The sequence below is a fragment of the Micromonospora sp. CCTCC AA 2012012 genome (assembly GCF_040499845.1).
Lineage (GTDB): Bacteria > Actinomycetota > Actinomycetes > Mycobacteriales > Micromonosporaceae > Micromonospora > Micromonospora mangrovi.
The window spans coordinates 3,542,972-3,564,338 of sequence record NZ_CP159342.1 but is presented as its reverse complement, the minus strand read 5'-3'; the positions used below and the strand labels follow the sequence as shown (position 1 = coordinate 3,564,338).

23 protein-coding genes are annotated in these 21,367 nt (G+C 75.3%); 10 read left to right on the top strand and 13 right to left on the bottom strand.

Annotated features, from left to right (window positions below):
• Positions 1-123 precede the first annotated feature (123 nt).
• Positions 124-567, bottom strand: coding sequence for a GNAT family N-acetyltransferase (locus ABUL08_RS15505; RefSeq protein WP_350930626.1), 444 nt, complete (start codon positions 565-567; stop codon positions 124-126).
• Between the two features lie 30 nt (positions 568-597).
• Positions 598-858: a Prokaryotic metallothionein gene (locus ABUL08_RS15500; RefSeq protein WP_350930625.1), complete on the bottom strand. Its 261-nt coding sequence runs from the start codon at positions 856-858 to the stop codon at positions 598-600.
• A 155-nt stretch (positions 859-1,013) separates the two neighbouring features.
• On the opposite strand from ABUL08_RS15500, the gene ABUL08_RS15495 reads away from it, so the two are divergent.
• Positions 1,014-1,289 (top strand): isoamylase early set domain-containing protein, encoded by a 276-nt coding sequence (locus ABUL08_RS15495; protein ID WP_350930624.1) that lies wholly within the window; start codon positions 1,014-1,016, stop codon positions 1,287-1,289.
• Positions 1,290-1,332: 43 nt separating this feature from the next.
• Here the strand turns inward: ABUL08_RS15495 and msrB are convergent, their stop codons facing one another.
• Positions 1,333-1,743: a peptide-methionine (R)-S-oxide reductase MsrB gene (msrB, locus tag ABUL08_RS15490; RefSeq protein ID WP_350930623.1), complete on the bottom strand. Its 411-nt coding sequence runs from the start codon at positions 1,741-1,743 to the stop codon at positions 1,333-1,335.
• 47 nt (positions 1,744-1,790) lie between these two features.
• On the opposite strand from msrB, the gene ligD reads away from it, so the two are divergent.
• Positions 1,791-2,816 carry a non-homologous end-joining DNA ligase gene (gene ligD, locus ABUL08_RS15485; RefSeq protein WP_350930622.1) on the top strand — a complete coding sequence of 342 codons (1,026 nt, stop codon included), beginning with the start codon at positions 1,791-1,793 and terminating at the stop codon, positions 2,814-2,816.
• 4 nt (positions 2,817-2,820) lie between these two features.
• On the opposite strand, the gene ABUL08_RS15480 is transcribed toward ligD, so the two are convergent.
• Complete coding sequence (locus ABUL08_RS15480; protein ID WP_350930620.1) at positions 2,821-3,108, bottom strand: hypothetical protein; 288 nt, start codon at positions 3,106-3,108, stop codon at positions 2,821-2,823.
• Positions 3,109-3,235: 127 nt separating this feature from the next.
• On the opposite strand from ABUL08_RS15480, the gene ABUL08_RS15475 reads away from it, so the two are divergent.
• The 4 genes from ABUL08_RS15475 to ABUL08_RS15460 are packed head-to-tail and all read left to right on the top strand — an operon-like array spanning position 3,236 to position 10,926.
• The gene (locus tag ABUL08_RS15475) at positions 3,236-6,415 is read left to right on the top strand and encodes an FtsX-like permease family protein (RefSeq protein WP_350930619.1); all 3,180 of its coding nucleotides are present in this window, start codon (positions 3,236-3,238) and stop codon (positions 6,413-6,415) included.
• Between the two features lie 23 nt (positions 6,416-6,438).
• Entirely contained in the window at positions 6,439-9,147 is a 2,709-nt protein-coding gene (locus ABUL08_RS15470; protein WP_350930618.1) for an FtsX-like permease family protein, read from the top strand.
• A 1-nt stretch (position 9,148) separates the two neighbouring features.
• Complete coding sequence (locus ABUL08_RS15465; RefSeq protein WP_350930617.1) at positions 9,149-10,135, top strand: ABC transporter ATP-binding protein; 987 nt, start codon at positions 9,149-9,151, stop codon at positions 10,133-10,135.
• Complete coding sequence (locus ABUL08_RS15460) at positions 10,132-10,926, top strand: ABC transporter ATP-binding protein (RefSeq protein WP_350930616.1); 795 nt, start codon at positions 10,132-10,134, stop codon at positions 10,924-10,926. Before ABUL08_RS15465 ends, ABUL08_RS15460 begins: the two co-directional genes overlap by 4 nt.
• 533 nt (positions 10,927-11,459) lie before the next feature.
• On the opposite strand, the gene ABUL08_RS15455 is transcribed toward ABUL08_RS15460, so the two are convergent.
• Positions 11,460-11,999, bottom strand: a complete 540-nt coding sequence (locus ABUL08_RS15455; protein ID WP_350930615.1) for a hypothetical protein — start codon at positions 11,997-11,999, stop codon at positions 11,460-11,462.
• Between the two features lie 120 nt (positions 12,000-12,119).
• Complete coding sequence (locus ABUL08_RS15450) at positions 12,120-12,572, bottom strand: GNAT family N-acetyltransferase (RefSeq protein ID WP_350930614.1); 453 nt, start codon at positions 12,570-12,572, stop codon at positions 12,120-12,122.
• Between the two features lie 72 nt (positions 12,573-12,644).
• Between ABUL08_RS15450 and ABUL08_RS15445 the strand changes: the two genes are divergently transcribed.
• Positions 12,645-13,157, top strand: coding sequence for a potassium channel family protein (locus tag ABUL08_RS15445; protein WP_350930613.1), 513 nt, complete (start codon positions 12,645-12,647; stop codon positions 13,155-13,157).
• Here ABUL08_RS15445 and ABUL08_RS15440 read toward each other — a convergent pair.
• Positions 13,084-14,655 carry an alpha/beta hydrolase gene (locus ABUL08_RS15440; protein ID WP_350938638.1) on the bottom strand — a complete coding sequence of 524 codons (1,572 nt, stop codon included), beginning with the start codon at positions 14,653-14,655 and terminating at the stop codon, positions 13,084-13,086. The genes ABUL08_RS15445 and ABUL08_RS15440 overlap by 74 nt on opposite strands.
• Before the next feature lie 51 nt (positions 14,656-14,706).
• Positions 14,707-15,819, bottom strand: coding sequence for an ATP-dependent DNA ligase (locus ABUL08_RS15435; protein WP_350930612.1), 1,113 nt, complete (start codon positions 15,817-15,819; stop codon positions 14,707-14,709).
• Between the two features lie 136 nt (positions 15,820-15,955).
• On the opposite strand from ABUL08_RS15435, the gene ABUL08_RS15430 reads away from it, so the two are divergent.
• Both ABUL08_RS15430 and ABUL08_RS15425 read left to right on the top strand, forming a co-directional pair.
• On the top strand, positions 15,956-16,168 hold the full coding sequence (locus ABUL08_RS15430; protein WP_350930611.1) for a hypothetical protein: 213 nt from the start codon (positions 15,956-15,958) through the stop codon (positions 16,166-16,168).
• Positions 16,169-16,252: 84 nt separating this feature from the next.
• On the top strand, positions 16,253-16,675 hold the full coding sequence (locus tag ABUL08_RS15425) for an SRPBCC family protein (RefSeq protein ID WP_350930610.1): 423 nt from the start codon (positions 16,253-16,255) through the stop codon (positions 16,673-16,675).
• Here ABUL08_RS15425 and ABUL08_RS15420 read toward each other — a convergent pair.
• The gene (locus ABUL08_RS15420) at positions 16,650-17,141 is read right to left on the bottom strand and encodes a GNAT family N-acetyltransferase (RefSeq protein ID WP_350930609.1); all 492 of its coding nucleotides are present in this window, start codon (positions 17,139-17,141) and stop codon (positions 16,650-16,652) included. The genes ABUL08_RS15425 and ABUL08_RS15420 overlap by 26 nt on opposite strands.
• A 76-nt stretch (positions 17,142-17,217) precedes the next feature.
• Between ABUL08_RS15420 and ABUL08_RS15415 the strand changes: the two genes are divergently transcribed.
• Complete coding sequence (locus ABUL08_RS15415) at positions 17,218-17,739, top strand: DUF1990 family protein (protein ID WP_350930608.1); 522 nt, start codon at positions 17,218-17,220, stop codon at positions 17,737-17,739.
• Here ABUL08_RS15415 and ABUL08_RS15410 read toward each other — a convergent pair.
• The 4 genes from ABUL08_RS15410 to ABUL08_RS15395 form a co-directional block, all read right to left on the bottom strand.
• Complete coding sequence (locus tag ABUL08_RS15410) at positions 17,733-18,647, bottom strand: DNA-3-methyladenine glycosylase family protein (protein WP_350930607.1); 915 nt, start codon at positions 18,645-18,647, stop codon at positions 17,733-17,735. The two genes, ABUL08_RS15415 and ABUL08_RS15410, sit on opposite strands and share 7 nt — an antisense overlap.
• Positions 18,648-18,978: 331 nt before the next feature.
• Complete coding sequence (locus ABUL08_RS15405; protein WP_350930606.1) at positions 18,979-19,629, bottom strand: COG4315 family predicted lipoprotein; 651 nt, start codon at positions 19,627-19,629, stop codon at positions 18,979-18,981.
• A gap of 206 nt (positions 19,630-19,835) precedes the next feature.
• Positions 19,836-20,621, bottom strand: coding sequence for an anti-sigma factor family protein (locus ABUL08_RS15400; RefSeq protein WP_350930605.1), 786 nt, complete (start codon positions 20,619-20,621; stop codon positions 19,836-19,838).
• A complete protein-coding gene (locus ABUL08_RS15395; RefSeq protein ID WP_350930604.1) occupies positions 20,618-21,313 on the bottom strand; it encodes a sigma-70 family RNA polymerase sigma factor in 696 nt (231 codons plus the stop codon). The genes ABUL08_RS15400 and ABUL08_RS15395 overlap by 4 nt, the downstream gene beginning before the upstream one ends.
• Positions 21,314-21,367 lie beyond the last annotated feature (54 nt).

Sequence of the window (21,367 nt, the reverse complement as noted above, 5' to 3'; positions counted from 1 at the left end):
CGAAGCCGGGGAGGCCACTACTTCCGTGTTCGAGGGTGATCTCGGACTCCGGGAGCGGTCAGCGCGTGGCGGTGCAGGTGGGGGTCGGGGCGGGGCCGGTGCCGGAGGCGAGGAAGCCACCGGTCAGCCGGCGCGGCGCATCGGGGTGTGCGGGATGCCGTCCTCGACATAGTCGGCGCCGCTGACGGTGAAGCCGTGCCCGGCGTAGAAGCCGACCAGGTGCGTCTGCGCCTCCAGCACGCAGGGCCCGGCCCCGACCAGGGCGAGGGCCTCGGCCATCAGCCGGCCGGCCAGGCCCGCGCCGCGGGCCGCCGCGGCCACCACGACCCGGCCGATCCGCGCCACGCCGTCCGGGTCGGCCAGGATTCGCAGGTACGCCACGACGTCGCCGTCCCGGGTCAGCCAGAGGTGCCGGGTGCCCGGCTCGACGTCCCGCCCGTCGAGTTCCGGGTACGGGCACGCCTGCTCCACGACGAACACGTCGATCCGCAACCGGAGCAGGTCGTGGAAGGTCCGCACGTCCAGCTCGGCGAACCGCGCGACGTGCACCTCGATCAACGGCAGCATCCCGCGATGCTATGCCGCCCGCCGTACGCCTCAGGCGGGGCGGGCGCCGACGGCGTCGCGGATCTCGGCGCCCTGGTCGCCCTCGGTGGCCCGGGCGCAGTGCGCGCAGCAGAAGAAGCGGCCGGAGACCTCCACCCCGTGCCCGACGATCTTGGTCTCGCAGTGCTCGCAGATCGGTGCCATCCGGTGGATGGCGCACTCGAAGCAGTCGAAGGTGTGCACGTCACCGCTGACCGTGCGCACCTCGAAGGCCATCCAGTAGTCGTTGCCGCAGACCTCGCAGGTAGCCATGCTGAAACCCCCCGAAAACGGACCCGTCATCCCAGCGTCGGGGAACGGACACACCGGGGCAACCGAAACCGGCGAACCTGATCCGGCTCGACGGCGAGTCGCCCCCGGCGTGTCGCGCGTTAGGCCAGGTGACCGCCTCGACCCTGGAGGATCCCGTGATCAAGCGCAACCGACTCTTCGGCAACCAGACCCGCGTCACCTTCTGCCTGCCCCGGGACACCCCGCCCGGCCCGGTCAGCGTGGTCGGCTGCTTCAACGACTGGGAGCCCGGCCGGCACGAGCTGGTGTCCCGGCGCGACGGCACCCGGACGGTCACCGTCCGCCTCGGCCCCGGCGAGTACCGCTTCCGCTACCTCGCCAGCGGCGGCGTCTGGCTCGACGACGAATCCGCCGACGCCGTGGACGAGCAGGGCAGCCGGCTGCGGCTCTGACCGCCCGGCGCCACCACCACCGGTGACGCCGGGGTCCGCCCGGTCAGCCCTGCTCCGGCTCCAGCCGGATCGACACCGAGTTCACGCAGTGCCGGGTGTCCTTCGGGGTGAAACCCTCACCCTCGAAGACGTGACCCAGGTGGCTGTCGCACCGGGCGCAGCGGATCTCCGTACGGCGCATGCCGAGGGTGTTGTCCGGGATCTCCTTCACCGCACCCGGGATGGCGTCGTCGAAGCTCGGCCAGCCGCAGTGCGAGTCGAACTTGGCGTCACTGCGGAACAGCTCCAGGCCGCAGGCCCGGCAGTGGTAGACGCCGGGGGTCTTGGTGTCGACGTACTCGCCGGTCCACGGGCGCTCGGTGCCGGCCTCGCGGAGCACCCGGAACTCCTCGGGGCTCAACCGGACCCGCCACTCGTCCTCGGTACGGGGCAGCTCACTCTCGGAAAGACTCACCGGTCAACGGTACGTCGACTGTCGGTGCCGTCGCATAGGGTCGCGCCATGGGTGCCAGGGCCACGGCCGAGGAGTTCGAGATCGCCGGTCACACCGTCCGGCTGAGCAGCCCGGATCGGGTGATCTTCCCCGAGCGCGGGTTCACCAAGGCCGATGTCTTCGGCTACTACCTGGCGGTCGGCGAGGGGATCATGCGGGCCCTGAAGGACCGCCCCACCACCCTGCAACGCTTCCCCGAGGGCATCGGCGGGGAGATGTTCTTCCAGAAGCGGGTGCCCGCCCGGGGCGTACCCCCGTGGGTGGCGACCGCCGAGATCGCGTTCCCCAGCGGCCGGAAGGCGGCCGAGCTCTGCCCGGTCGACCTGGCGCACGTCGCGTGGGCCGCCCAGATGGGCACGGTCGTGTTCCACCCGTGGCCCGTCCGCGCCGCCGACGTCGACCGCCCCGACGAGCTGCGGATCGACCTGGACCCGCAGCCCGGCACCGACTTCGCCGACGCGGCCACCGCCGCCGGTGAGCTGCGCGGGCTGCTGGACGAGCTGGGCGCGACCGGCTGGCCGAAGACCTCCGGCGGCCGGGGCGTGCACGTCTATCTGCGGATCCACCCCCGGTGGACGTTCGTCGAGGTGCGCCGGGCCACCATCGCGCTGGCCCGGGAGCTGGAACGCCGCCGCCCCGAGCTGGTCACCACCGCCTGGTGGAAGGAGGAGCGGGGCCGCCGGGTCTTCGTCGACTACAACCAGATGGCCCGGGACCGGACGATCGCCTGCGCCTGGTCGCTGCGGGCCAACGCGCGGGCCACCGTCTCCACCCCGGTCGACTGGGCCGAGCTGCCCGACGTCGACCCGGACGACTTCCACCTGGGCAGCGTGCCGGCCCGACTGGCCGAGCGGGGCGACCCGCACGCCGGCATCGACGACACCCCGTGGGACATCACCCCGCTGCTGGAGTGGGCCGAGCGGGACGCCGCCGCCGGGCAGGGCGACCTGCCCTATCCGCCGGACCACCCGAAGATGCCCGGCGAGCCCAAGCGGGTGCAGCCCTCCAAGGACCGCGACCGGCCCCGCGACTGACCGCTCAGCGCCGGACCGCCAGCGCCTCCACCGCCGCCTTCGCCGTCCGCAGGTCCGCCCCGGTCGCCCGCCGGTAGGCCGCGATCGCCTTGATCCTGTCGCCCCGGCCCAGGTGCGCCCACACCTCCGGCAGCTCCGGGCCGGGATCCACCACGCCCAGGTGGTCCATCACCAGCCGCAGCCGCCGCTCCACCTCCTCCAACCGGTACTCGACGGGCGGACGACGCCGCCCGTCGGCGAGCTGCGCGATCAGCAGCAGGAGGAGGGCGACGAGGAGGAGCGTGATCACCATGGGCGCCATGGAAACAGGCCGACACCACCCCACCCCAGGGTAACGATCAAGTAACGGGCGCGAACCTTTCCGACCCCCCGCCGGGTCTTCCGGTCGACGGTCCGACGGGGGCCAGGGGAGGCGCCGGATGAAGCTGGTGTGGAGACGGGCTGTCGAGGCGCGCGGGCTGCTGCTCGCCGCCGCGGTCGCGGCACTGGTCGCGGTCGCGCTGGTCACCGGACTGGCCGACTACAACCGGCGGGCGGTCGCCGCCGGACAACGCGCGGTGCTCGGCGCCGCACCCGCCGAGGAACGCAGCCTGCTGGTCAGCGGGTCCGGCGGTGCCGACGCCGCCGCGTACGCAGACCGCGACCGGGCGGTCCGCGCCCAGTTCGCCGCCGGGCTGGGCGGACTACCGACCACCGTCGCCGCCGCGCGCCACGGCACCGGGCGCGAGCTGACCGGCGACCTCGGCGCGGCCCGGGCCGGCGACGATCCGGTCTTCGCCGACCTCGCGACCCTCACCGACCTGCCCGCGCACGCCCAGCTCACCGCCGGGACGTGGCCCACCCCCGGTGCCACGCCGACCCAGGTGACCCTCCCCGAGAAGATCGCCGGCCGGTTGGGCGTACGCGCCGGTGACCGGGTGCCGCTCTTCGACCGGGCCGCCGAGCGGGCCGGGACGGTGGTGGTCGCCGGCACCTGGCGCCCCCACGACCCGGCCGAGGCGTACTGGCGGCTGGCGCCCGGGGTGGGCGACGGCGACGGGAGCGCCTCGTCGTACGGGCCGTTCGCGCTGGACCCGGCCGACTTCACGCGGACCTTCCCCGGCGCGGTCTCCGCCGCCTGGCTGGTCCAGCCCGACCTCGCGGTGGTCGAACCGAGCCGGCTGGTCCGGGTCAAGCAGGCCGTCGCCGCCGTGGCCGCGGCGATCCCCGAGGCCACCGGTCTCGGCTCCTCCGCGCAGAGCGCCACCGCCATGGACCGGCTGATCGACCGGCTCGGCCGCGCCGACCTGGTCGGCCGCTCCGCACTGCTCACCCCGCTGCTGCTGATCGTGGTCCTCGGCGGGTACGCGCTGGTGCTGGTCGCCGCCCTGCTCACCGAGGACCGGCGGGCCCAGACCGCGCTGCTGCGGGCCCGGGGCGCCGCTCGCGGTCAGCTCGCCGGGCTCGCCGTACGCGAGGCCACGCTGGTGGTGGCACCGGCCGTGCTGCTGGCCCCACCGCTGGCCGGGGAGGCGCTGCGCCGGTTCGGCAGTGACCTGCGACTGGCCGACGGCCGGGCGGGGTCGCTCTGGGCGGTCGCCGTCGCCGCGGCCGTCGGCTGCCTGCTCGCCATGGTGCTGCCCGCGCTGCGCCGCGCCGGCAGCTACGTCGCCGACATGGCCGCCCGGTCCCGCCCCACCCGGGGCGCCGCCGTGCAGCGGGGCGCCGTCGACCTGGCCCTCGTCGCGCTCGCCGTGCTCGCCTGGACCCAGCTGCGGCAGTACTCGTCGCCCCTGGCCGGGGCCGGCGGCCGGCTCGGCATCGACCCGCTGCTGGCCGCCGCGCCCACCCTCGGCGTGCTGGCCGGGGCGGTCCTCGCGTTGCGCCTGCTCCCCCCGGTGACCCGCTTCGCGGAGCGCTTCGTCGACCGGCGACCCTGGACGGCCACCACGTTCGGCATGTGGCAGGCGGGTCGCCGCCCGCACGCGGGGCCGGTGCTGCTGCTCGCCCTCGCCGTCGGCGCCAGCACCCTCGCCTGGTCGCTGGTCGCCTCCTGGGAACGGTCGCAACGGGACCAGGCCCGGCACAGCGTCGGCGCCGACCTGCGGTTGGTGGAGCGCAACGGCATCGCGCCGGCGGACCGGGGCGCCCGGCTGGCCGGCGTGCCCGGGGTGGACCAGGTGCTGCCGGCCTGGCGGGACGACATCCGGCTCGGACGGGACGACCAGCAGGCCACCGTCGTCAGCCTCGACGCGGTCGGCGCCGCCGGCCTGCTCCGGCTCGACGACGCCAGCGGCGACGCGTCCACCGCCGCGCTGCTCGACCGGCTGGTCCGGGACCGGGCCGCACCCGCCGGGACCCTCCTGCCGGCCGGGGCGCGGCGGCTCACCGGCACCCTGCGGACGCCCGTCGACGGGCCCGGAGCGCCGGACGTGGCAGTCGCCGCGCTGCTCAGCGCCGACGGCGGTGCCGCCTGGCGGGTGCCGCTGGCGGCCGGACCGGGCGACGGCCGGCCGGTACGCTTCGCCGTGCCGCTGCCCGACACCGGGGGTGCGCCGCTGCGCCTCGCCGGCTTCGACGCCGACGGGGGACCCGCCGCCGGCACCCGCTACCGGCTGCGGATCGACGGGCTCGGGGCGGCCGACGCCACCGGGGCCGCGCTGCCGTTCGCGCTGACCGGGGAGTGGAGGACCGCCGACACCGGGCAGGGGCCGATCGGGCCGGCCGACGTCACCGGCGGCGTGGTGGACGCCTCGTACAAGGTGGACCTCATCGCGGGCGGGCAGTACGCGTACCAGCCGTCCTCCCGCTTCGCCGTGGTGCCCGGCGGGGACGACCACCCCGTGCCGGCCCTGCTCACGCCGGCCGCCCGGGCCGCGCTGAACGTGCACACCGGTGACACCGTCACCCTCGCCCTCTCCGGGGTCTCCCTGCCCGTGCAGGTGGTCGGTGAGATCGAGGCGGTCCCCACCACCGCCGACGCCGGGGGCGGGGTGCTGCTGGACCTGCGGGCCGCCACCGACTGGCTGCTGCGCCGGCAGGGCACGATCCGGCCGGTGCCCGAGTGGTGGCTGCGCACCGACGCCGGCACGCACACCGAGGCGGCCGGGGCGGTGGCCGGACTGCCCGGGGTGACCGTCCTCGACCGGCGTCAGGTCGCCGCCGAGGCCGCCCGCGACCCGTACTGGCTGGGTGCCCGGACCGGCCTGCTCGCCGCCGCCCTCGGCGCGGTGCTGCTCGCCCTGGTCGGGCTGGCGGTGGACGTCTGGGCCACCGCGCGGCACCGGCTCACCGAGTTCGCGGTGCTGCACACCCTCGGCGCCAACGCCCGGCTGCTGGCCCGGGCGCTCCTCGCCGAACAGGCGTTCCTGGCCGGCCTCGGGGTGGGGGTGGGGCTGCTGGTCGGGGCGGGCGTCGCGGCCACCATGGCGCCGCTGGTGATCCTCACCCCGGCCGCCGGCCGGCCGGTGCCCGACGCGGTCTTCCTGCTGCCCTGGGCGCCGGTCGGGTCGACCGCGCTCGGGCTGCTGCTGGCCGCGCTGGCGTTCAGCGCCGTCATCACCACCGGCATCCGGCGACGGGTGGCCGCCGTTCAGCTGCGGATCGGGGGAGAGCGATGAGAGCCGGGGGAGCCGCACGGCGGGTGCGGGCGTACGGGGGGCACTTCCTGCTCCTGGCGGTGCTGACCACGGTCACCGCGCTGCTCGTCACGGCGGTGCCCCGGGTCGCCGACCGGCTCACCGGGCAGGGGCTGCGCGAGCAGGTGGCCGCCGAGCCGGTGGCTCGGCGCGACCTGACGTACACCACCGGCGAGGAGCGGATGCCGGGGTCCGGCGCCGGGCTCGTCGCCAACCGGGCCGCCGAGCTGACCGCCATCGAGGGCCGGATGCCACCCGCCGTCCGCACGACGGTCGGCCAGCGATGGTACGCCGGACAGACCGGCTTCACCCCGCTGCGCGGGCCGGGGCTGACCGCCGACAAGGGGCTGGTCGACCTGAGCCTGCGCGCGGTGAGCGGCCTGCCGGAGGCGGCCACCCTGGTCCAGGGGCGCTGGCCGGCGGCGGGTGGCACCGCCGACGGAGCGATCGAGGTGGCCCTCGCCGACACGGTCGCCGACCCGTTCGGGCTGCACGCCGGCGACCGCTTCACCCTCAACCTGCCCGACCCGGGCGGCGAGATCCGGACGAGGCGGCCGGTCACGCTGGTCGGCGTGTTCCGGCCGACGGACCGCACCGACGGGATCTGGGACGCGCTGCCGTCGATGCTGCGGCCCACCCCACCCCAGGGCGAGGGACAACCGTCCCAGATCGTCGGGTTCACCGCCGACGCCGGTCTCGCCGCGGCGGTCGCCGCCGGTTGGCCGGTCAGCTTCGGCTGGCGCTACCGGATCTCGCCGGAGCGGATCACCGCCGGTCAGCTCGACGCGCTGATCGACGGGCTGGCCGCCCTGGACCGGACCGTCCCGGCCGGGCTCACCCTCAGCCAGGGCGTGGACGTGCCGCTGCGGCGCTTCGCCGGTTCGCTGGCCGCCGCCCGTACGCTGCTCGCCGTCATCGCCGCCGGACTGCTCGCCACGCTGGCCGGCCTGACCGTGCTGGCGGCGGGACTGACCGCGCGTCGGCGCCGCACCGAGTACGCGCTGCTGCGCGCCCGGGGCGGCTCGACGGGCGCCCTGCTGCGACGCGCGTCCGCCGAGTCGGTGCTGGTGCTGCCGGCCGCCGCCGGGGTGGGCTGGCTGCTCGGCGGCCTCCTCCCCGGCACCGGTGCACCGGTCCGGTACGTCCTGCTGGCGGCCCTGCTCGCCACCCTGGCCCCGCCGGTCGCGGCGCTGACCGGGCAGCGGTCGACGGGCGGCCGGGCGGACCTGCTCGCCCGCCGCGCCGGCACCGTCCGGCTCACCGTCGAGGTGACCGTGCTCGCCGTCGCCGTCCTGGCCGCGTTCCTGCTGCGCCGCCGGGGGCTGGTCCTCGGTGACGCGGTGGACCCGCTGCTGGTGTCGGTGCCGGTGCTGCTGGCGGTCGCGGCGGCGCTGCTGGCGCTGCGCGCGTACCCGTGGCCGTTGCGGCTGCTGAGCCGGGCGGCGGCCCGCGCCCGCGGCAGCGTCGCGTTCCTCGGTACCGCCCGGGCGGGGCGGGCCGCCGCCACGGGTCCGCTGGTGGTGGTGGTGCTCGCGATCGCCACCGCCGCGTTCTGCGGGGTGGTCGCGGTCGGCATCGAGGCGGGCCGGGATCGCGCCGCCTCCGCCGCCGTGCCGGCGGACGCGCTGGTCAGCGGCGAGCGGTTCGCCCCGGACACCGCGACCGAGCTGGCCGCGCTGCCCGGGGTGCGGGCGGTCGCGCCACTGCTGGTCGAGTCGTCGCTGCGCCCGTACGCCGACTCGGTGGGCCGGCCCGCCGCCGTGGGCGAGACGCAGGTCCTGCTGGTCGACGGCGGCCGGTTCGCCGAGGTGGCCCGGCGCTCCGGTGTCCCGGTGCGGCTGCCGGCCGGCCCGGGTGCCGGTGGCGACGGTACGACGCCGCTGCCGGCGCTGGTCTCCCCGGCGCTCGCCGCGGAGCTGGCCCGCGCCGGACTGGCCGACCGGGCCGGAGCGCGGCCCGCCTGGTACGACGTGCAGGGCAACCGGCTGCCGGTCCGGGTGGCCGCGACGGTCGGGCAGTTCCCGACGGTCGACCCGGCCACCGACCGCTTCCTGGTGCTGCCCTGGCCGGCGCTGCCCGCCGGCGGTCCGCACCCGCTGGTCCCCACGGGTTTCGTGCTGGCCACCGACGGCCGGGCGGTAGACGTGGCTGCGGTGACCCGGGTGGCGGAGGAGGGCCAGCGCCGCCACCAGCGGGCCGGCGCCTTCGCCGGCCAGGACCGCCCGCTGCCCCCGCAGGTGCGCACCTGGTCCGACGTGCGCGCGGAGCTGGGGGGCAGCGGGGTGAACGGGCTGCTGGTCTTCGGCTTCACCACGGGCGCGGTCGGCGGCGCGCTGCTCGGCCTGCTCGCCCTCGCCTTCGCCGTGCTGGCCGGGGCGCGGGGACGCGGCCAGGTGCTGTCCCGGCTGCGCACCATGGGGCTGTCCCGTCGGCAGTGGCGGGGGCTGCTGCTGGTCGAGCTGACCCCGCTGGTGCTGGTGTCGGTGCTGACCGGCGCGCTGGTCGGCGCGCTGCTGCCGACACTGTTGACCCCGGTGCTCGGGCTGCCCGCCTTCACCGGCGGGACGGCCGTACGGGTGCGTTTCGAACCGGGACTGGTGGCCGGCGTGCTCGGGCTCGCCGTGCTGGCCCTCGGCTTCGCGGTCGCCGTCGAAGCCCTGAACAACCGCCGGATGCGCCTCGGCGAGGTGCTCCGGCTCGGAGAGGAGAGCTGAGATGACAGCCACCGCCGAGGCATCCCCGGACCTCGCCGACCTGCAACGCAGGGCGGCGCAGCGCGCCGCCGAGCGGGCCGGCGGCCGGGACCGGTTGCGCGGGCACATCGTCTGCGACGGCCTGGTCCGCATCTTCAAGACCGAGGGGGTGGAGGTGGTCGCCCTTCAGGGGCTCGACCTGGTCATCGACCGGGGTGAGCTGGTGGCGATCGTCGGCGCGTCCGGATCGGGCAAGTCGACCCTGCTGAACATCCTCTCCGGGTTGGACACCCCCACCGCCGGCATCGCCCGGGTCGCCGAGTACGACCTGCTGTCCCTGTCGAACCGGCGGCGGCTCAGCTACCGCCGGCAGTTGGTCGGCTTCGTCTGGCAGCAGACCGGCCGCAACCTGCTGCCGTACCTGACGGCGCGGGAGAACGTCGAGCTGCCGATGAAGCTGGCCGGTGGCCGGAGCCGGCGGGCGCGCCGGGAACGGGCCCGCGAGCTGCTCGACCTGGTCGGCGTCGGCTACTGCGCGGACCGGCGGCCGGGCCAGTTGAGCGGCGGCGAGCAGCAGCGCTGCGCGGTGGCCGTGGCGGTGGCGAACGACCCGGAGGTGCTCTTCGCCGACGAGCCCACCGGCGAGCTGGACGAGGCGACCGGCGCGGAGGTCTTCGCCGCGCTGCGGACCATCAACGCCGAGCTGGGGGTCACCATCGTGGTGGTCACCCACGACTACGCCGTGGCCGGCCAGGTCCGCCGGACCGTCGCGATCCGTGACGGCCGGACCTCCTCCGAGGTACGCCGCACCGCCCGCGTCGCCGCGGACGGCAGCACCGAGCTGGTGAGCGAGGAGTACGCGGTGCTGGACCGCACCGGCCGGATGCAGCTGCCGGCGTCCTTCGTGGAGGCGCTGTCCCTGCGCGACCGGGTCCGGCTCGACCTGGAACCCGACCACGTGCAGGTACGGCCCGGCGACCGCGCGCAGACCGAACGGAGCGAGGCATGAGCGAGCAGGTCTCCGGCCCCTCCGCCGGCGAGACGGTCACCGGGGCGTCGGTCACCGGGTCGACGGTCACCGGGGCGACGGTCACCGGGTCGACGGTCACCGGGTCGACGGTCAGCGACGAGGTGATCCGGGTCGACGGGGTGAGCCGCACCTTCGGCCGGGGCGAACACGCGGTGCACGCCGTCCGGGACGTCTCCTTCTCCGCCGGGCGGGGCGAGCTGGTCGCGGTCCGGGGCCGCTCGGGCGCCGGCAAGACCACCCTGCTCAACCTGGTCGGCGGTCTCGACCGGCCGGACCGTGGCCGGGTGCGGGTGGCCGGCCGGGACGTGACCGGCGCCGGTGAACGGGAGCTGCTGGCGCTGCGCCGGGGCACCATCGGGTTCGTCTTCCAGACCTTCGGACTGGTGCCGATCCTGTCGGCGGCGGAGAACGTCGGGGTGCCGCTGCGGCTGGCCCGGGTGCCGGCCGCCGAACGGGAGCAGCGGGTGGCGGTGCTGCTGGAACTGGTCGGGCTGGGCGGCCACGCCGCGCAGCGCCCGTACGAGCTGTCGGGCGGGCAGCAGCAGCGGGTGGCGGTGGCCCGCGCCCTGGCGAACGAGCCGGACCTGCTGATCGCCGACGAGCCGACCGGCCAGCTCGACTCGGAGACGGGCCGGTCCATCATGGACCTGCTCCGCGCGGTGGTGCACGCCCGCGGCATGACGGCGCTGGTGGCCACCCACGACCCGGCCCTGATCGAGCTGGCCGACCGTACCCTCACCCTGCGCGACGGTCGCCTCGTCGCCGACTGACCGGATCGGCACGGCGGCCGTGCCGGGTGTCCGTCGCCGTGGTCGCCGATGGCTCGTGGTCGCGCGGCTCGTGCCTGGGTTGTTCTGTCCCGGGGTCCCGGGGTCCCGGGGTCCCAGGGTCCCAGGGTCCCAGGGTCCCGGGGGCCCTGGTCTCGGTGTCGCGGGCTGGCCGGCGTCGGTCCTGACGGTCAGCCCGCGCCGGGCGGGTGCGGCTCGCCTTCGCTACGAACTTGATTACAAAGATGAATCACCCGTCCGCCCGACGGCCGGCGTGCCGGGCTTCGACTCTGCCCTGTCGCCCCGCTCCGTGCCGCTGCGGGGAAACGTCTCTCCACTGTTCTCGCGAGGTGATTCATTTATGTAATCAAGTTCGTAGCGTCCGGACAGGGTCCAGGCGATCGGAGCGGGCGAGGGCCCCGGGGCCGGATCACCCCGGTTCACGGCGACGCTCTCTCGCTGATCCGCTCGGCGGGAGAGCGGGCGGAGGCCGGATCGACGGGCCCGATGCACCGGGGCGCGGTGCTCCGGCGGGGTCAGTCGCGGCAGCGGCGACGCCGGTAGGCGGCGGTGACGGCGAGCAGCAGCGGACCCCAGAGCAGCAACGGGGCGTAGCAGGCCACCAGCAGCGCGAAGCCGGCCGGCGAGAAGTCCAGGTCGTTGCCCTTGACGACCACGCCCCAGGCGGCGTACCCAAAGATGAGGGTGACGGCGACGGCACCGGCGGTGGCGGTCGTCACGGCGAACGCCGGCGGCACCCGGCGACCGCCGAGCAGCGGCAGCCGGCGGGGGAGCACCTCGCCCCAGGGCTGGACCAGGCCGAGCGAGAGCAGCGCGAGCAGCTCGGAGACCAGGCTCAGCGAGACGATGTAGACGCTCTCGCCGACGCCCAGGTGAACGGGCTCCCCGAACGCCGAGGCGCCGATGGGCACGCCGGCCACCAGGGCGAGCCGCCACAGGCCGGACGGCAGGGTGACCAGCGGAATCAGGTGGGCGGCACGGACCGCCCAGGTGGGCGCGGGCCGGCCGTCCCGTGGGTGGGCGGTCCGGCCGGCCGGTGCGGTGTCGACGTGCATGACGGGTCCCCGTTCCTCGGTTGCCCGTCCAGCATGGGTGGGACCGGACCGGGGCCCATCCCGCGCAGTGGGGAGCCGGCTCCCCGCCGCGCGGGAGAGTGGTCGGTGGATCCGCCGGTCTCAGAGGGCCAGCTTCATCCCCTCGTGGCTGGCCACGAAGCCGAGGTCGCGATAGAAGCGGTGCGCGTCGGCGCGGGACTTGTCGGTGGTGAGCTGCACCAGCGCGCAGCCGCGCTGTCGGGCCTGGTCGACCGCCCACGCCATCATCGCCCGGCCGAGCCCCCGGCCGCGCAGGTCCGACCGGACCCGCACCGACTCGATCAGCGACCGCTCGGCGCCGTGCCGGCCCAACCCCGGGATGTACGTGATCTGCAGGCAGCCGACCAGCTCACCCGCCGAGTCGGCGACGATCAACTGGTTGCGCGGGTCGGCGTCGATGTCCGCGAAGGCCCGCTCGTACGCGGCGTCGACCTCGGTGAAGTCGCGGGCCTTGCCCAGCACGTCGTCGGCGAGCAGGGCGATGATGGCGGGCAGGTCGGCCCGGACGGCCTCCCGGAAGATCACGTCGGTCATCCCCGCAGCTTGGCACAGCGACACCGGACGATGTGCGGACCTCGGTTGCCCGCACCGGGCAGCATGTGCGCCATGGATCTCCTGTTGTTGCCGTTCCGGTGGGTCTACCGAGGTCTGGTCTGGTTCGCGAACTCGCCCCGCACGCTGATCACGTCGTACCTGCTGATGATCGTGGTGGCCGGGATCCTCTACAGCCACGCCGAGCACAAGAGCGCCGCCGACTCCGTCTGGTGGGCCGTGGTCACCGCCTCCACCGTCGGGTACGGCGACATCTCACCCACCAGCTGGCAGGGACGCACCCTCGCCGCGCTGCTGATCTCCACCATGGTGCTGCTGGTCATCCCGCTGATCACCGCGCACTTCGCCAGCCGGCTCATCGTCGACGACGACGCCTTCGAGCACGCCGAGCAGGAGGAGTTGAAGGCCGACGTGCGGCGGCTGCGGGCCCTGGTGGAGGAGATGGCCGCCCGGCAGGGCATCGACGTGCCCGAGCCGGAGCGCCGCGCCCCCGTCAACGCGCCGGACAGCGCAGCCCCGCTCTGGGAACGGTCAGCGAGATCAAATAGGCGTCGACGGCGTCGGTGACGCAGGCCGTCTGCGGGTAGGCGGTGTGCCCCTCACCTTCCCAGGTCAGCACCCGTCCCACCCCGAGCATCGAGGCCAGCGCCCCGGTCTGCTCATAGGGAGTCGCCGGGTCGCCGGTGGTGCCGACCACCACGATCGGCGGCGCGCCCACCGCCTTGCCGGTCGGGTACGGGTCCCGCGCGGCGGGCCACTCCACGCAGCCCAGCATGCCCACCGCCAGCGCCGGACCGAAGAGCGGGTATTTCTGCCGCCACTGCGACTGGAGCTGCCGGATCTGCTCCCGGGTGGGCTTCTCGGTCTCGTCGGTGCAGTTCACCGCGAGGTTGGCGTCGAAGAGGTTGGAGTAGTGGCCGTCGTCCTCCCGGCCCGCGTACGCGTCGGCGAGGCGGAACACCTCCGCCGGATCGCCGCCGTCCAGCCGGTCGATCGCCCGGGCCAGCTCCTGCCACCCGGACTCGGTGTAGAGCGAGGAGATGACGGCGTAGAAGACCCAGCCGGAGGTGGCCTCCCGGCCGTCCTTGCCGCGTACCGGGGAGGTCTTCGCCTTGTCGATCGCCGCGGTGACGGCCGCCCGGGCGTCCGGCGCGATCGGGCAGCGACCGGCGTTGGTCGAGCACCAGCGGGCGAAGTTGTCGAACGCCCGCTCGAAGCCCTTGGCCTGGCTCTCCGAGCCCGCCACCAGCTTCTGCTGCGGGTCCACCGCGCCGTCCAGCACCAGGGCGCGCACCCGCTGCGGGTAGAGCTGGGCGTACGTCGCGCCGAGCAGGGTGCCGTAGGAGTAGCCCAGGTAGGTGAGCTTGTCGTCGCCGACCGCCGCCCGGACCGCGTCCATGTCCCGGGCGGCCTGCTCGGTGCCGAAGAGGGAGAGCTGGTCGCCGTACTTGTCGCCGCAGCGCTGCCCGATGCGCTTGTTGAGGTCGACGAAGCCGTCGAAGGACGACTGGCTCGCCGGGTCGGGGTCGTAGCCGAAGCTGGCGTCGAGGTCGGCGTCGGAGATGCACTTGACCGGGCTGGACCGGGACACCCCGCGCGGATCGAACCCGACGATGTCGAAGCGGTCGGTCACCGCGGCCGGCAACCCGCCGAACGACTGCCCGAAGGAGAGATAGACCGCGGTGTCCACACCGGAGGCGCCCGGGCCGCCCGGGTTGATCACCAGCGAGCCGATCCGGTCGTGCTGCCGGTTGGACCGGGCCCGCAGCAGCGAGATCTCGAAGGTCTCCCCGGTGCCCGGACCGGCGGTCGCGCCGGTCGCGGCCCCGCCGCCCCAGTTCCGGGGTACGGCGACCCGCGCGCACTCGTACCGCATGCCCGGCGCACCCCGGCCCACCAACTGGTCGGGCACCTCCGGGCAGGCGTGCCAGGTCGGCGTGGTGCCCGGCGCGGCGGCCTCCCCCTCGGTGTCGGTCCGCGGCGCGAAGGCGGGCAGCGTGCAGCCGGCGGTCAGCACCACGGCCGCGGCGAACCCGGCCAGGGTGAGCCGGGCCCGACGGGGCAGGTCGGCGAAGCGCGTCACGTGGGAGCCTTCCGTGATCGGTCGACGGTCAGGCTACGCCCGGCCGGCTGCGCCGCCGACGGTCGCCGCCGGGTCGCCGCGCAGCACCTGGTCGACGTCGTAGCGGATCGGCCGGTCGAGCTGGTCGTAGCGGCAGGAACGGGCCTCCCGGTCGGGCCGCCAGCGGACGAACCGGGCGGTGTGCCGCAGCCGTTCGCCCTCCATCGCGTCGTAGCCGACCTCGGCCACCAGCTCCGGGCGCAGCGGCTCCCACTCCAGGTTCTTGGTGCCGGTCCACCGGCTCACCCCGCCGGGGATCCGCTGGCCCCGCTCGTGGTCGCCGTGCACCCACGGGTGGTCGCCGCCGACGTCCCGGTAGGGCTCCAGCTCGGTCAGCAGCTCCTTGCGGCGGGCCGCGGTGAACGACGAGCTGACCCCGATGTGGTGCAGCACGCCGGCGTCGTCGTAGAGGCCGAGCAGCAGCGAGCCGACCACCGGGCCGGTCTTGTGCCAGCGGAAGCCGGCCACCACCACGTCGGCGGTGCGGGCGTGCTTGACCTTGAACATGAGCCGCTTGCCCGGCTCGTACGGCAGGTCGGCCGGCTTGGCGATCAGGCCGTCGAGCCCGGCGCCCTCGAAGACGTCGAACCAGCGCCGTGCCGTCTCCGGGTCGGTGGTGACCTGGGTGACGTGCACCGGCGGGCGGACCCCGGCCAGCGCCTGCTCCAGCCGGGCCCGGCGCTGCGGATAGGGCTGGTCGGTCAGCAGCTCGTCGTCGATGGCGAGCAGGTCGAAGGCGACGAAGTCGGCCGGGGTGGTCTCGGCGAGCATCTTCACCCGGGAGGCGGCCGGGTGGATCCGCTGGGCGAGCAGCTCGAAGTCGAGCCGGGGCTGGCCGCCCGGGCCGTCCCGGCGGATCACGATCAGCTCGCCGTCCACCGCGCAGCGCGGCGGCAGCTGCTCGCGGGCCTGCTCGATCACCTCGGGGAAGTAGCGGGTCATCGTCTTGCCGCCCCGGCTGGCCAGCTCGACGTCGTCACCGTCCCGGAAGATGATCAGTCGGAACCCGTCCCACTTGGGCTCGTAGGTCATCCCGGGGGCGGTGGGCAGCTCCGGCATGCTCTTGGCCAGCATCGGCTCGACCGGGGGCTTGATCGGCAGGTCCACGGCGACCAGTCAATCAGACGACACCGACAGTCGTGAGCCAGATCACCGGCGGCGTTGGTCCGGCGTGTCCCCGCCCAGTGCCCTTCGTCCCCTCCGGCCGGATGGTGAAACCGCAGCTCAGAGCTAGTTTCGCCGGGTGTCGGAGTGGATGTGCGGCTGCTGCGGACGGTGGCGGGTGAGCGTGGAGCTGATCCGGGGCCGCTACCGCTACCGGCTGGTGCGCCGCTATCCGTCCCGGTTCGGCGGCGGCGCCAATGTGATCGGCGAGGTCTCCTCAGTCGCCGAGCTGGAGGAGCTGCTCCGCCGGCACGCCCCGATCGGCCTGGCCGACCTGCGTGAGGCCGCCTGAGCCGGGAACCCGGCCCGGCGCGGGATCACCGGCGGTCGATCCCGGGCGTAGCCTGACCTCCAGAGCCGCGGGGGAGGGAGCGCCATGCGATTCGTCGAGTCCGTCGAGATCACCGCCGACGCCGACCGGGTCTGGGCGGTGCAGACCGACGTGGAGCGCTGGCCCGAGTGGACGCCCACCGTCACCGCCGCCCGTCGGCTGGAGCCCGGGCCGTTCACCGTCGGCTCGTCGGCCCGGATGGAGCAGCCCCGGCTGCGCCCGGCGGTCTGGCGGGTGACCGAGATCGACCCGCCGCTTGTCTTCGTCTGGGAGTCCGACAGCCCGGGCGTGCACAGCCGGGGCGAGCACCGGCTGCTCCCGCTGCCCGACGGTCGGGTCCGCGCCGAGCTGGTGATGGTGCAGACCGGCCCGCTCGCCGGGCTCTTCGGGCTGCTCGGCGGCCGGCTGCTCCGCAGCTATCTGCGGCAGGAGGCCGAGGGGCTCAAGCGCCGCTGCGAGCAGGGCTGACCGTCTTCACCAGGTCGACCAGGCCCGGGCCGGCCGGCGACGGCCGGTGCCCCGTCGGCACGTACCCGTGCCGCTCGTACAGGCGCAGGTTGTCCGCGCTCTCCGCGCCGGTGAAGAGGGTGAACCGGGCCACCCGGTCGGCGCAGGCGGCCTCGATCGCCGTGAGCAGCCGGGCCCCGACCCCGCGACCCTGCTGGTCGGGGGCGACGGAGAGCCGGCCGACGTGCGCGGTGTCGCCGTCGACCGTGGCGCGCACCGAGCCGACCAGCCGGTGCCCGAGCCGGGCGACGAGCACGACGGCCGGGCCGGCCAGCGCGGCGCGGACCTCGTCCAGGGTCTCGGTCAGCGGCGGCAGGAACGGGTCGGCGTACCGCTGCGCCTCGACGAGGTAGGCGGCGCGCTGCACGGTGAGGAGTTCGCCCGCGTCCGCGACGCCGGCCGGGGCGATGAGCAGGTGATCGGTCACCGCGCCAGCCCACCACACCCCGCCGGCCGGGAACCGGGCGGGCCGCCGGCTGCGGCCGTACCCTGGCGGTGTCGTCGTGGAGGGGGTGCGGACCGTGCCGGAACTGACCTACCCGGAGGTGGGTGCGACCCGGGCCGGGCCGCTGCCGGCCGGCTGGCGGCACGTGCGGCACCGGGTCCGGCTGCCGGACGACAGCTTCGGCCGGGCGGGCGACGCCGTCCTCGGCTGGCGGCTGCACCGCGCGGCGGGCATCCGGATCACCGCCGATGCGCCCCGGGCCGCGCCCGGCGTCCGGGTGGTCTCCGGCCTCGGCGTCGGACCGCTGCGGCTCGCCGCCCCCTGCCGGGTCGTCTGGGCCGCCGACGACGCGCGGCAGGCCGGCTTCGGGTACGGCACGCTGCCCGGTCACCCGGCGCGCGGCGAGGAGGCCTTCGTGGTCACCCGCGACGACTCCGGCGCGGTCTGGTTCGAGGTACGCGCCTTCAGCCGCCCGGACCGCTGGTTCATGCGCGCCGCCGGCCCGGTCGGCCGCGCCTTCCAGCAGGCGTACGCGTGGTGGCTGGGTCGCGTCCTGCGCCGCCTCTGTGCCGGTCAGTAACGGGCGAAGGAGCGGATCGGGGCGCGTGGGCCGTACTTCGGGGCCTGGATGCCGGCGGCGGCCAGCAGCAGGCAGACCCGGCCGCGGTGGCCCCGGAACGGCTCCAGCAGGGCCAGCATCCGGGCGTCGTCGCCGCGCGGCTCACCCGCGAGGGCCCAGGCCACCGTGTTGGGGACGTGGTAGTCGCCGACGCTGACCGCGTCCGGGTCGCCGTACGCGATCCGCACCACCTCGGCGGCGGTCCACGGGCCGATGCCCGGCACGGCGGTCAGCCGGCGGGTGGCCTCGACGGTGTCCACGCAGCGTTCCAGCCGGTCCGCGACGGCGGCGACCCGGCGCAGCGTGTCGGCCCGCCGCTGCTCCACCCCGAACGGGTGGAACACCCAGTACGGCGTGGCCGCCACCGCCGCCGCCTCGGGCGGCAGCAGCAGCGGCTGCAACGGACCGGGTGCCGGCGTCCGGAAGTGCCGGATGGTCGCCGCGTACGCCCGGTAGGCCTCCTTGCCGGTGACCTTCTGCTCGAAGACCGCCCGCAGCAGCCGGGGGAAGAGCTGACCGGTGGCCGGCATCCGCAGTCCCCGGTGCTCGTGGGCGAGCCGGGCGACGAGCGGGTGCGCGGCGGCCAGCTCGGCGAAGCCGGTCAGGTCGTCGCGGAGCCCGGCGACGGCGTCGGCCCGCTCGACCACCCACTCCGCGCCCGGCCCGTACCCCTCGGCGATCAGGTCGCCGGCCGTCGGCCGCAGCGCGAGGGTGGCCGGCCCGGCGGGGGTGCGGGTGGCCCACCAGAAGCTCCCGGCGGCGATCCGGGCGCACGGGTCGTGCGGGCTGAAGGTGAGGGCCCGCACCGAGGCGGCCAGCCGGTAGCCGGCCGGTGGGCGCAGCGTCCGGGTGGCGGCGGGAAGGGGCACGCCGCCACTCTGCCACGTCGGGGCCCGGTGACAGACGACACCGCCGACGCGTACCCGTCGACGGTGCGTCCGCCGGAGCGGAGCGGCCGGAATCCGGCCGTGGGGTGCGGGTTGGGGGGACCTCGGCGGCGCGCCCGCTGGCGGGAGCCCGCCGCCGCCCTCTCCGCCCCGGGGTCCTGGGTGCCGCCCGGGTAAGTCGCGGCGCCGGCCCGGGTGGGGGCCGGCGCCGCGCCGGGACGCCGGGCGCTGCCGGTACGCCGGTGTCCAGGTTCCGACGGTGGCCGGCCGCGCCCTCCCCGGCTGCGACCGGCCACCGGGTCCGGGCGGCGGATCAGTACGAGTAGCCGGAGCTGCCGCCGCCCGAGTCGCCCGACGCGGGCGGGGCGACCGGCTTGGGGGTGCCGCTGGGCAGGCAGGTCTTGTTCCGCTTGCCGTTCGGGTCCACCACGAACCAGGTGCCGCCGACGCCCTGGCCCTTCCACTGGCCCGGCTTCTTGTCGCCGATGTAGCGGTAGACCGGCCAGCCGCCGATGGTGATCTGCCGGGTGCCGTCCTGGCGGGTGACGGTGCCGACCTTGTCGTCGGAGACGCCCTGCAGCTGCGGGTTGCCGTCGGTCAGCGCGGGCGGCCAGACCTGGGCGCACTTGTCGACGCAGTTGGACGACGGCGGGTCGGCGGAGTCCTTGTCGAAGCGGTAGAGGACCCAACCGTCCTGGTCGGTGACCACCGCGCCCATCCGGGGCAGCTTCTTGCCGACCAACTGGTCGGTGAGCTGGACGTCGGCCGGGGGTGCGGCCTGTTCGGTGCTCGGGGCGTCCGCCGTGGCGGAGGCCTCCGGTTCGGCCGCCGCGGTGGGTTCGGCCGCGGCGACGGCGACCGGCTCGGCCGCGCTCGAGTTCGCCCCGTCGTAACCCGCGGGTGCGCAGGCCGTCAGTGCGACCATCGCGCTCGCGACGATGACGGTTCGCTTCAGCTGTGCCACGTGCCCTCCTCATTCTTGGCAGTTCACCGAGTAGTACGGGTGGGTCGCTGTCAAGGTTGAAGGCGTAACGGTGGTCCATTTCACACGGTGGACGTTGAACCGTTCCGGCCGTCGGCCCGTAGGGGGACACGACGGTGGTCCGCACCCCGGACACGCCGGATCGGCGCCGGGCGAAGTCGCTGCCCGACGCCGAGATCATGGCGGAACTACAGGTCGGCCACCGTCACCAACGGGCTGGCCACCCCGTTGACGTCCACCGACTGCACCTGGATCTTCTGGATGTCGTCCACCCCGGCCGAGGTGGAGGCGGTCAGCTCCAGCGGCAACTGGTTGGTGTTCGTCCCGTAGCCACCGCCCGGCACCGACCACGTCGAGATGACCTCGGTGGTGGCGTTCTTGCGGACCACCACCAGCCGGCAGGTACGCGGCCCCGGCAGCTTGGTGAGCTGAAGGTCGATCTTCGTGCCGTACTCCTTCGAGGCCAGCCACATCGAGGTCTTCACCCCCGTGCCCGGGTCGGTGGCGTTGTGCAGCTCGCCCTCCTGGCCGACGCCGTTGCCAGTGCCCGGGTCCTCCGGATCGGAGGACTTGCTGGTCGCCGGGTCGACCGGCGCGGAGCGGGTCGGCTCGGCCTGCGGGAGCGGCTCGTCGCCGCCACCCGCGACGGTCGCGAAGCCGACGCCGCTCAGGCCACCGAAGACCACCACCGCCGCCGCCGTGGCCAGCAACTGCCGCACCCGGCTGCGCCGACGGTGCTGGCGCACCGCCACCAGCGTCCGGTCCAGCAGGGCCGGGTCGGTCTGGGTCTGCTCCAGGGCGGTCATCGACTCACCGTCGATGCCGGAGAGCAGGCCCACCACCGGGACCATCGTCTCCAGCTCCGCCGCGCACGCCCAGCAGGTGGCCAGGTGCTCCTCGAACCGTTCGGTGTCCTCCTGATCCAGGACGCCCAGCGCGTACGCCGCGACGTCCATGTGGTCTGCCCGGCTCATTCCGTCACCCCCCTCTCCTGCAGAGCCGTGCGCAGCGCACGCAGCGCGTAGTAGACGCGCGACTTGGCGGTGCCGAGCGGAAGGCCCAGCTCCTCGGCCGCCTCCGGCACCGTCCGGCCCCGGAAGTACGTCGCCACCAGGATCTCCCGGTGCGACTGGCTCAGCGTACGCAGCGCATCCGCCACCGTCATCGTGCGCAGCACCCGGTCCGTGCTGTCCGCCTCGGCGAACGCCGTGAGGTCCCGGTCGTACGTCTCCGCCGGCCGGGCCTGCTCGCTGCGGTGCTCGTCGATGGCGATCCGCCGGGCCACCGTCACCAGCCAGGGCCGCAACGACCCCTGACCCTGGACGCCCAGCCGGTGCGCGTTGCGCCAAGCCCGCAGCAGCGTCTCCTGCACGATGTCCTCGGCGCGCTGCCGGTCCCCACCGGTCAGCCGCATCACGAACATCAGCAGCGGGCCGGCGTGCTCGGCGTAGAGCAGCCGGATCAGCTGGTCGGAGTGAGTGCCCTCAGTGGACACCGCCTGGTGCCGCCCGGGCGCCGGTCGCGGCGTCACCGGGTCATTCTGGCGATCGACGGGGCGCACGTCGACCCCCCGTCCCGACCTCGACGCACGGGGCTGCGGCTGGGCCCGGGACATCCACTCGGGCCTCACCATGTCGCCGTGCCAGCCGGCCGCCACCGCATGCATGCAGACCTCCGGGTGTCCAATGACATCAGCCGACCCCCCACGGGCATGGCCGCC

Excerpts from the sequence above, each read along its gene's own strand:
- ABUL08_RS15505 (WP_350930626.1), bottom strand. The coding sequence starts at position 567 with ATGCTGCCGTTGATCGAGGTGCACGTCGCGCGGTTCGCCGAGCTGGAC.
- ABUL08_RS15500 (WP_350930625.1), bottom strand. The coding sequence starts at position 858 with ATGGCTACCTGCGAGGTCTGCGGCAACGACTACTGGATGGCCTTCGAG.
- ligD (WP_350930622.1), top strand. The coding sequence starts at position 1,791 with ATGGGTGCCAGGGCCACGGCCGAGGAGTTCGAGATCGCCGGTCACACC.
- ABUL08_RS15480 (WP_350930620.1), bottom strand. The coding sequence starts at position 3,108 with ATGGTGATCACGCTCCTCCTCGTCGCCCTCCTCCTGCTGCTGATCGCG.
- ABUL08_RS15475 (WP_350930619.1), top strand. The coding sequence starts at position 3,236 with ATGAAGCTGGTGTGGAGACGGGCTGTCGAGGCGCGCGGGCTGCTGCTC.
- ABUL08_RS15465 (WP_350930617.1), top strand. The coding sequence starts at position 9,149 with ATGACAGCCACCGCCGAGGCATCCCCGGACCTCGCCGACCTGCAACGC.
- ABUL08_RS15460 (WP_350930616.1), top strand. The coding sequence starts at position 10,132 with ATGAGCGAGCAGGTCTCCGGCCCCTCCGCCGGCGAGACGGTCACCGGG.
- ABUL08_RS15455 (WP_350930615.1), bottom strand. The coding sequence starts at position 11,999 with ATGCACGTCGACACCGCACCGGCCGGCCGGACCGCCCACCCACGGGAC.
- ABUL08_RS15450 (WP_350930614.1), bottom strand. The coding sequence starts at position 12,572 with ATGACCGACGTGATCTTCCGGGAGGCCGTCCGGGCCGACCTGCCCGCC.
- ABUL08_RS15445 (WP_350930613.1), top strand. The coding sequence starts at position 12,645 with ATGGATCTCCTGTTGTTGCCGTTCCGGTGGGTCTACCGAGGTCTGGTC.
- ABUL08_RS15425 (WP_350930610.1), top strand. The coding sequence starts at position 16,253 with ATGCGATTCGTCGAGTCCGTCGAGATCACCGCCGACGCCGACCGGGTC.
- ABUL08_RS15400 (WP_350930605.1), bottom strand. The coding sequence starts at position 20,621 with ATGAGCCGGGCAGACCACATGGACGTCGCGGCGTACGCGCTGGGCGTC.
- ABUL08_RS15395 (WP_350930604.1), bottom strand. The coding sequence starts at position 21,313 with ATGCATGCGGTGGCGGCCGGCTGGCACGGCGACATGGTGAGGCCCGAG.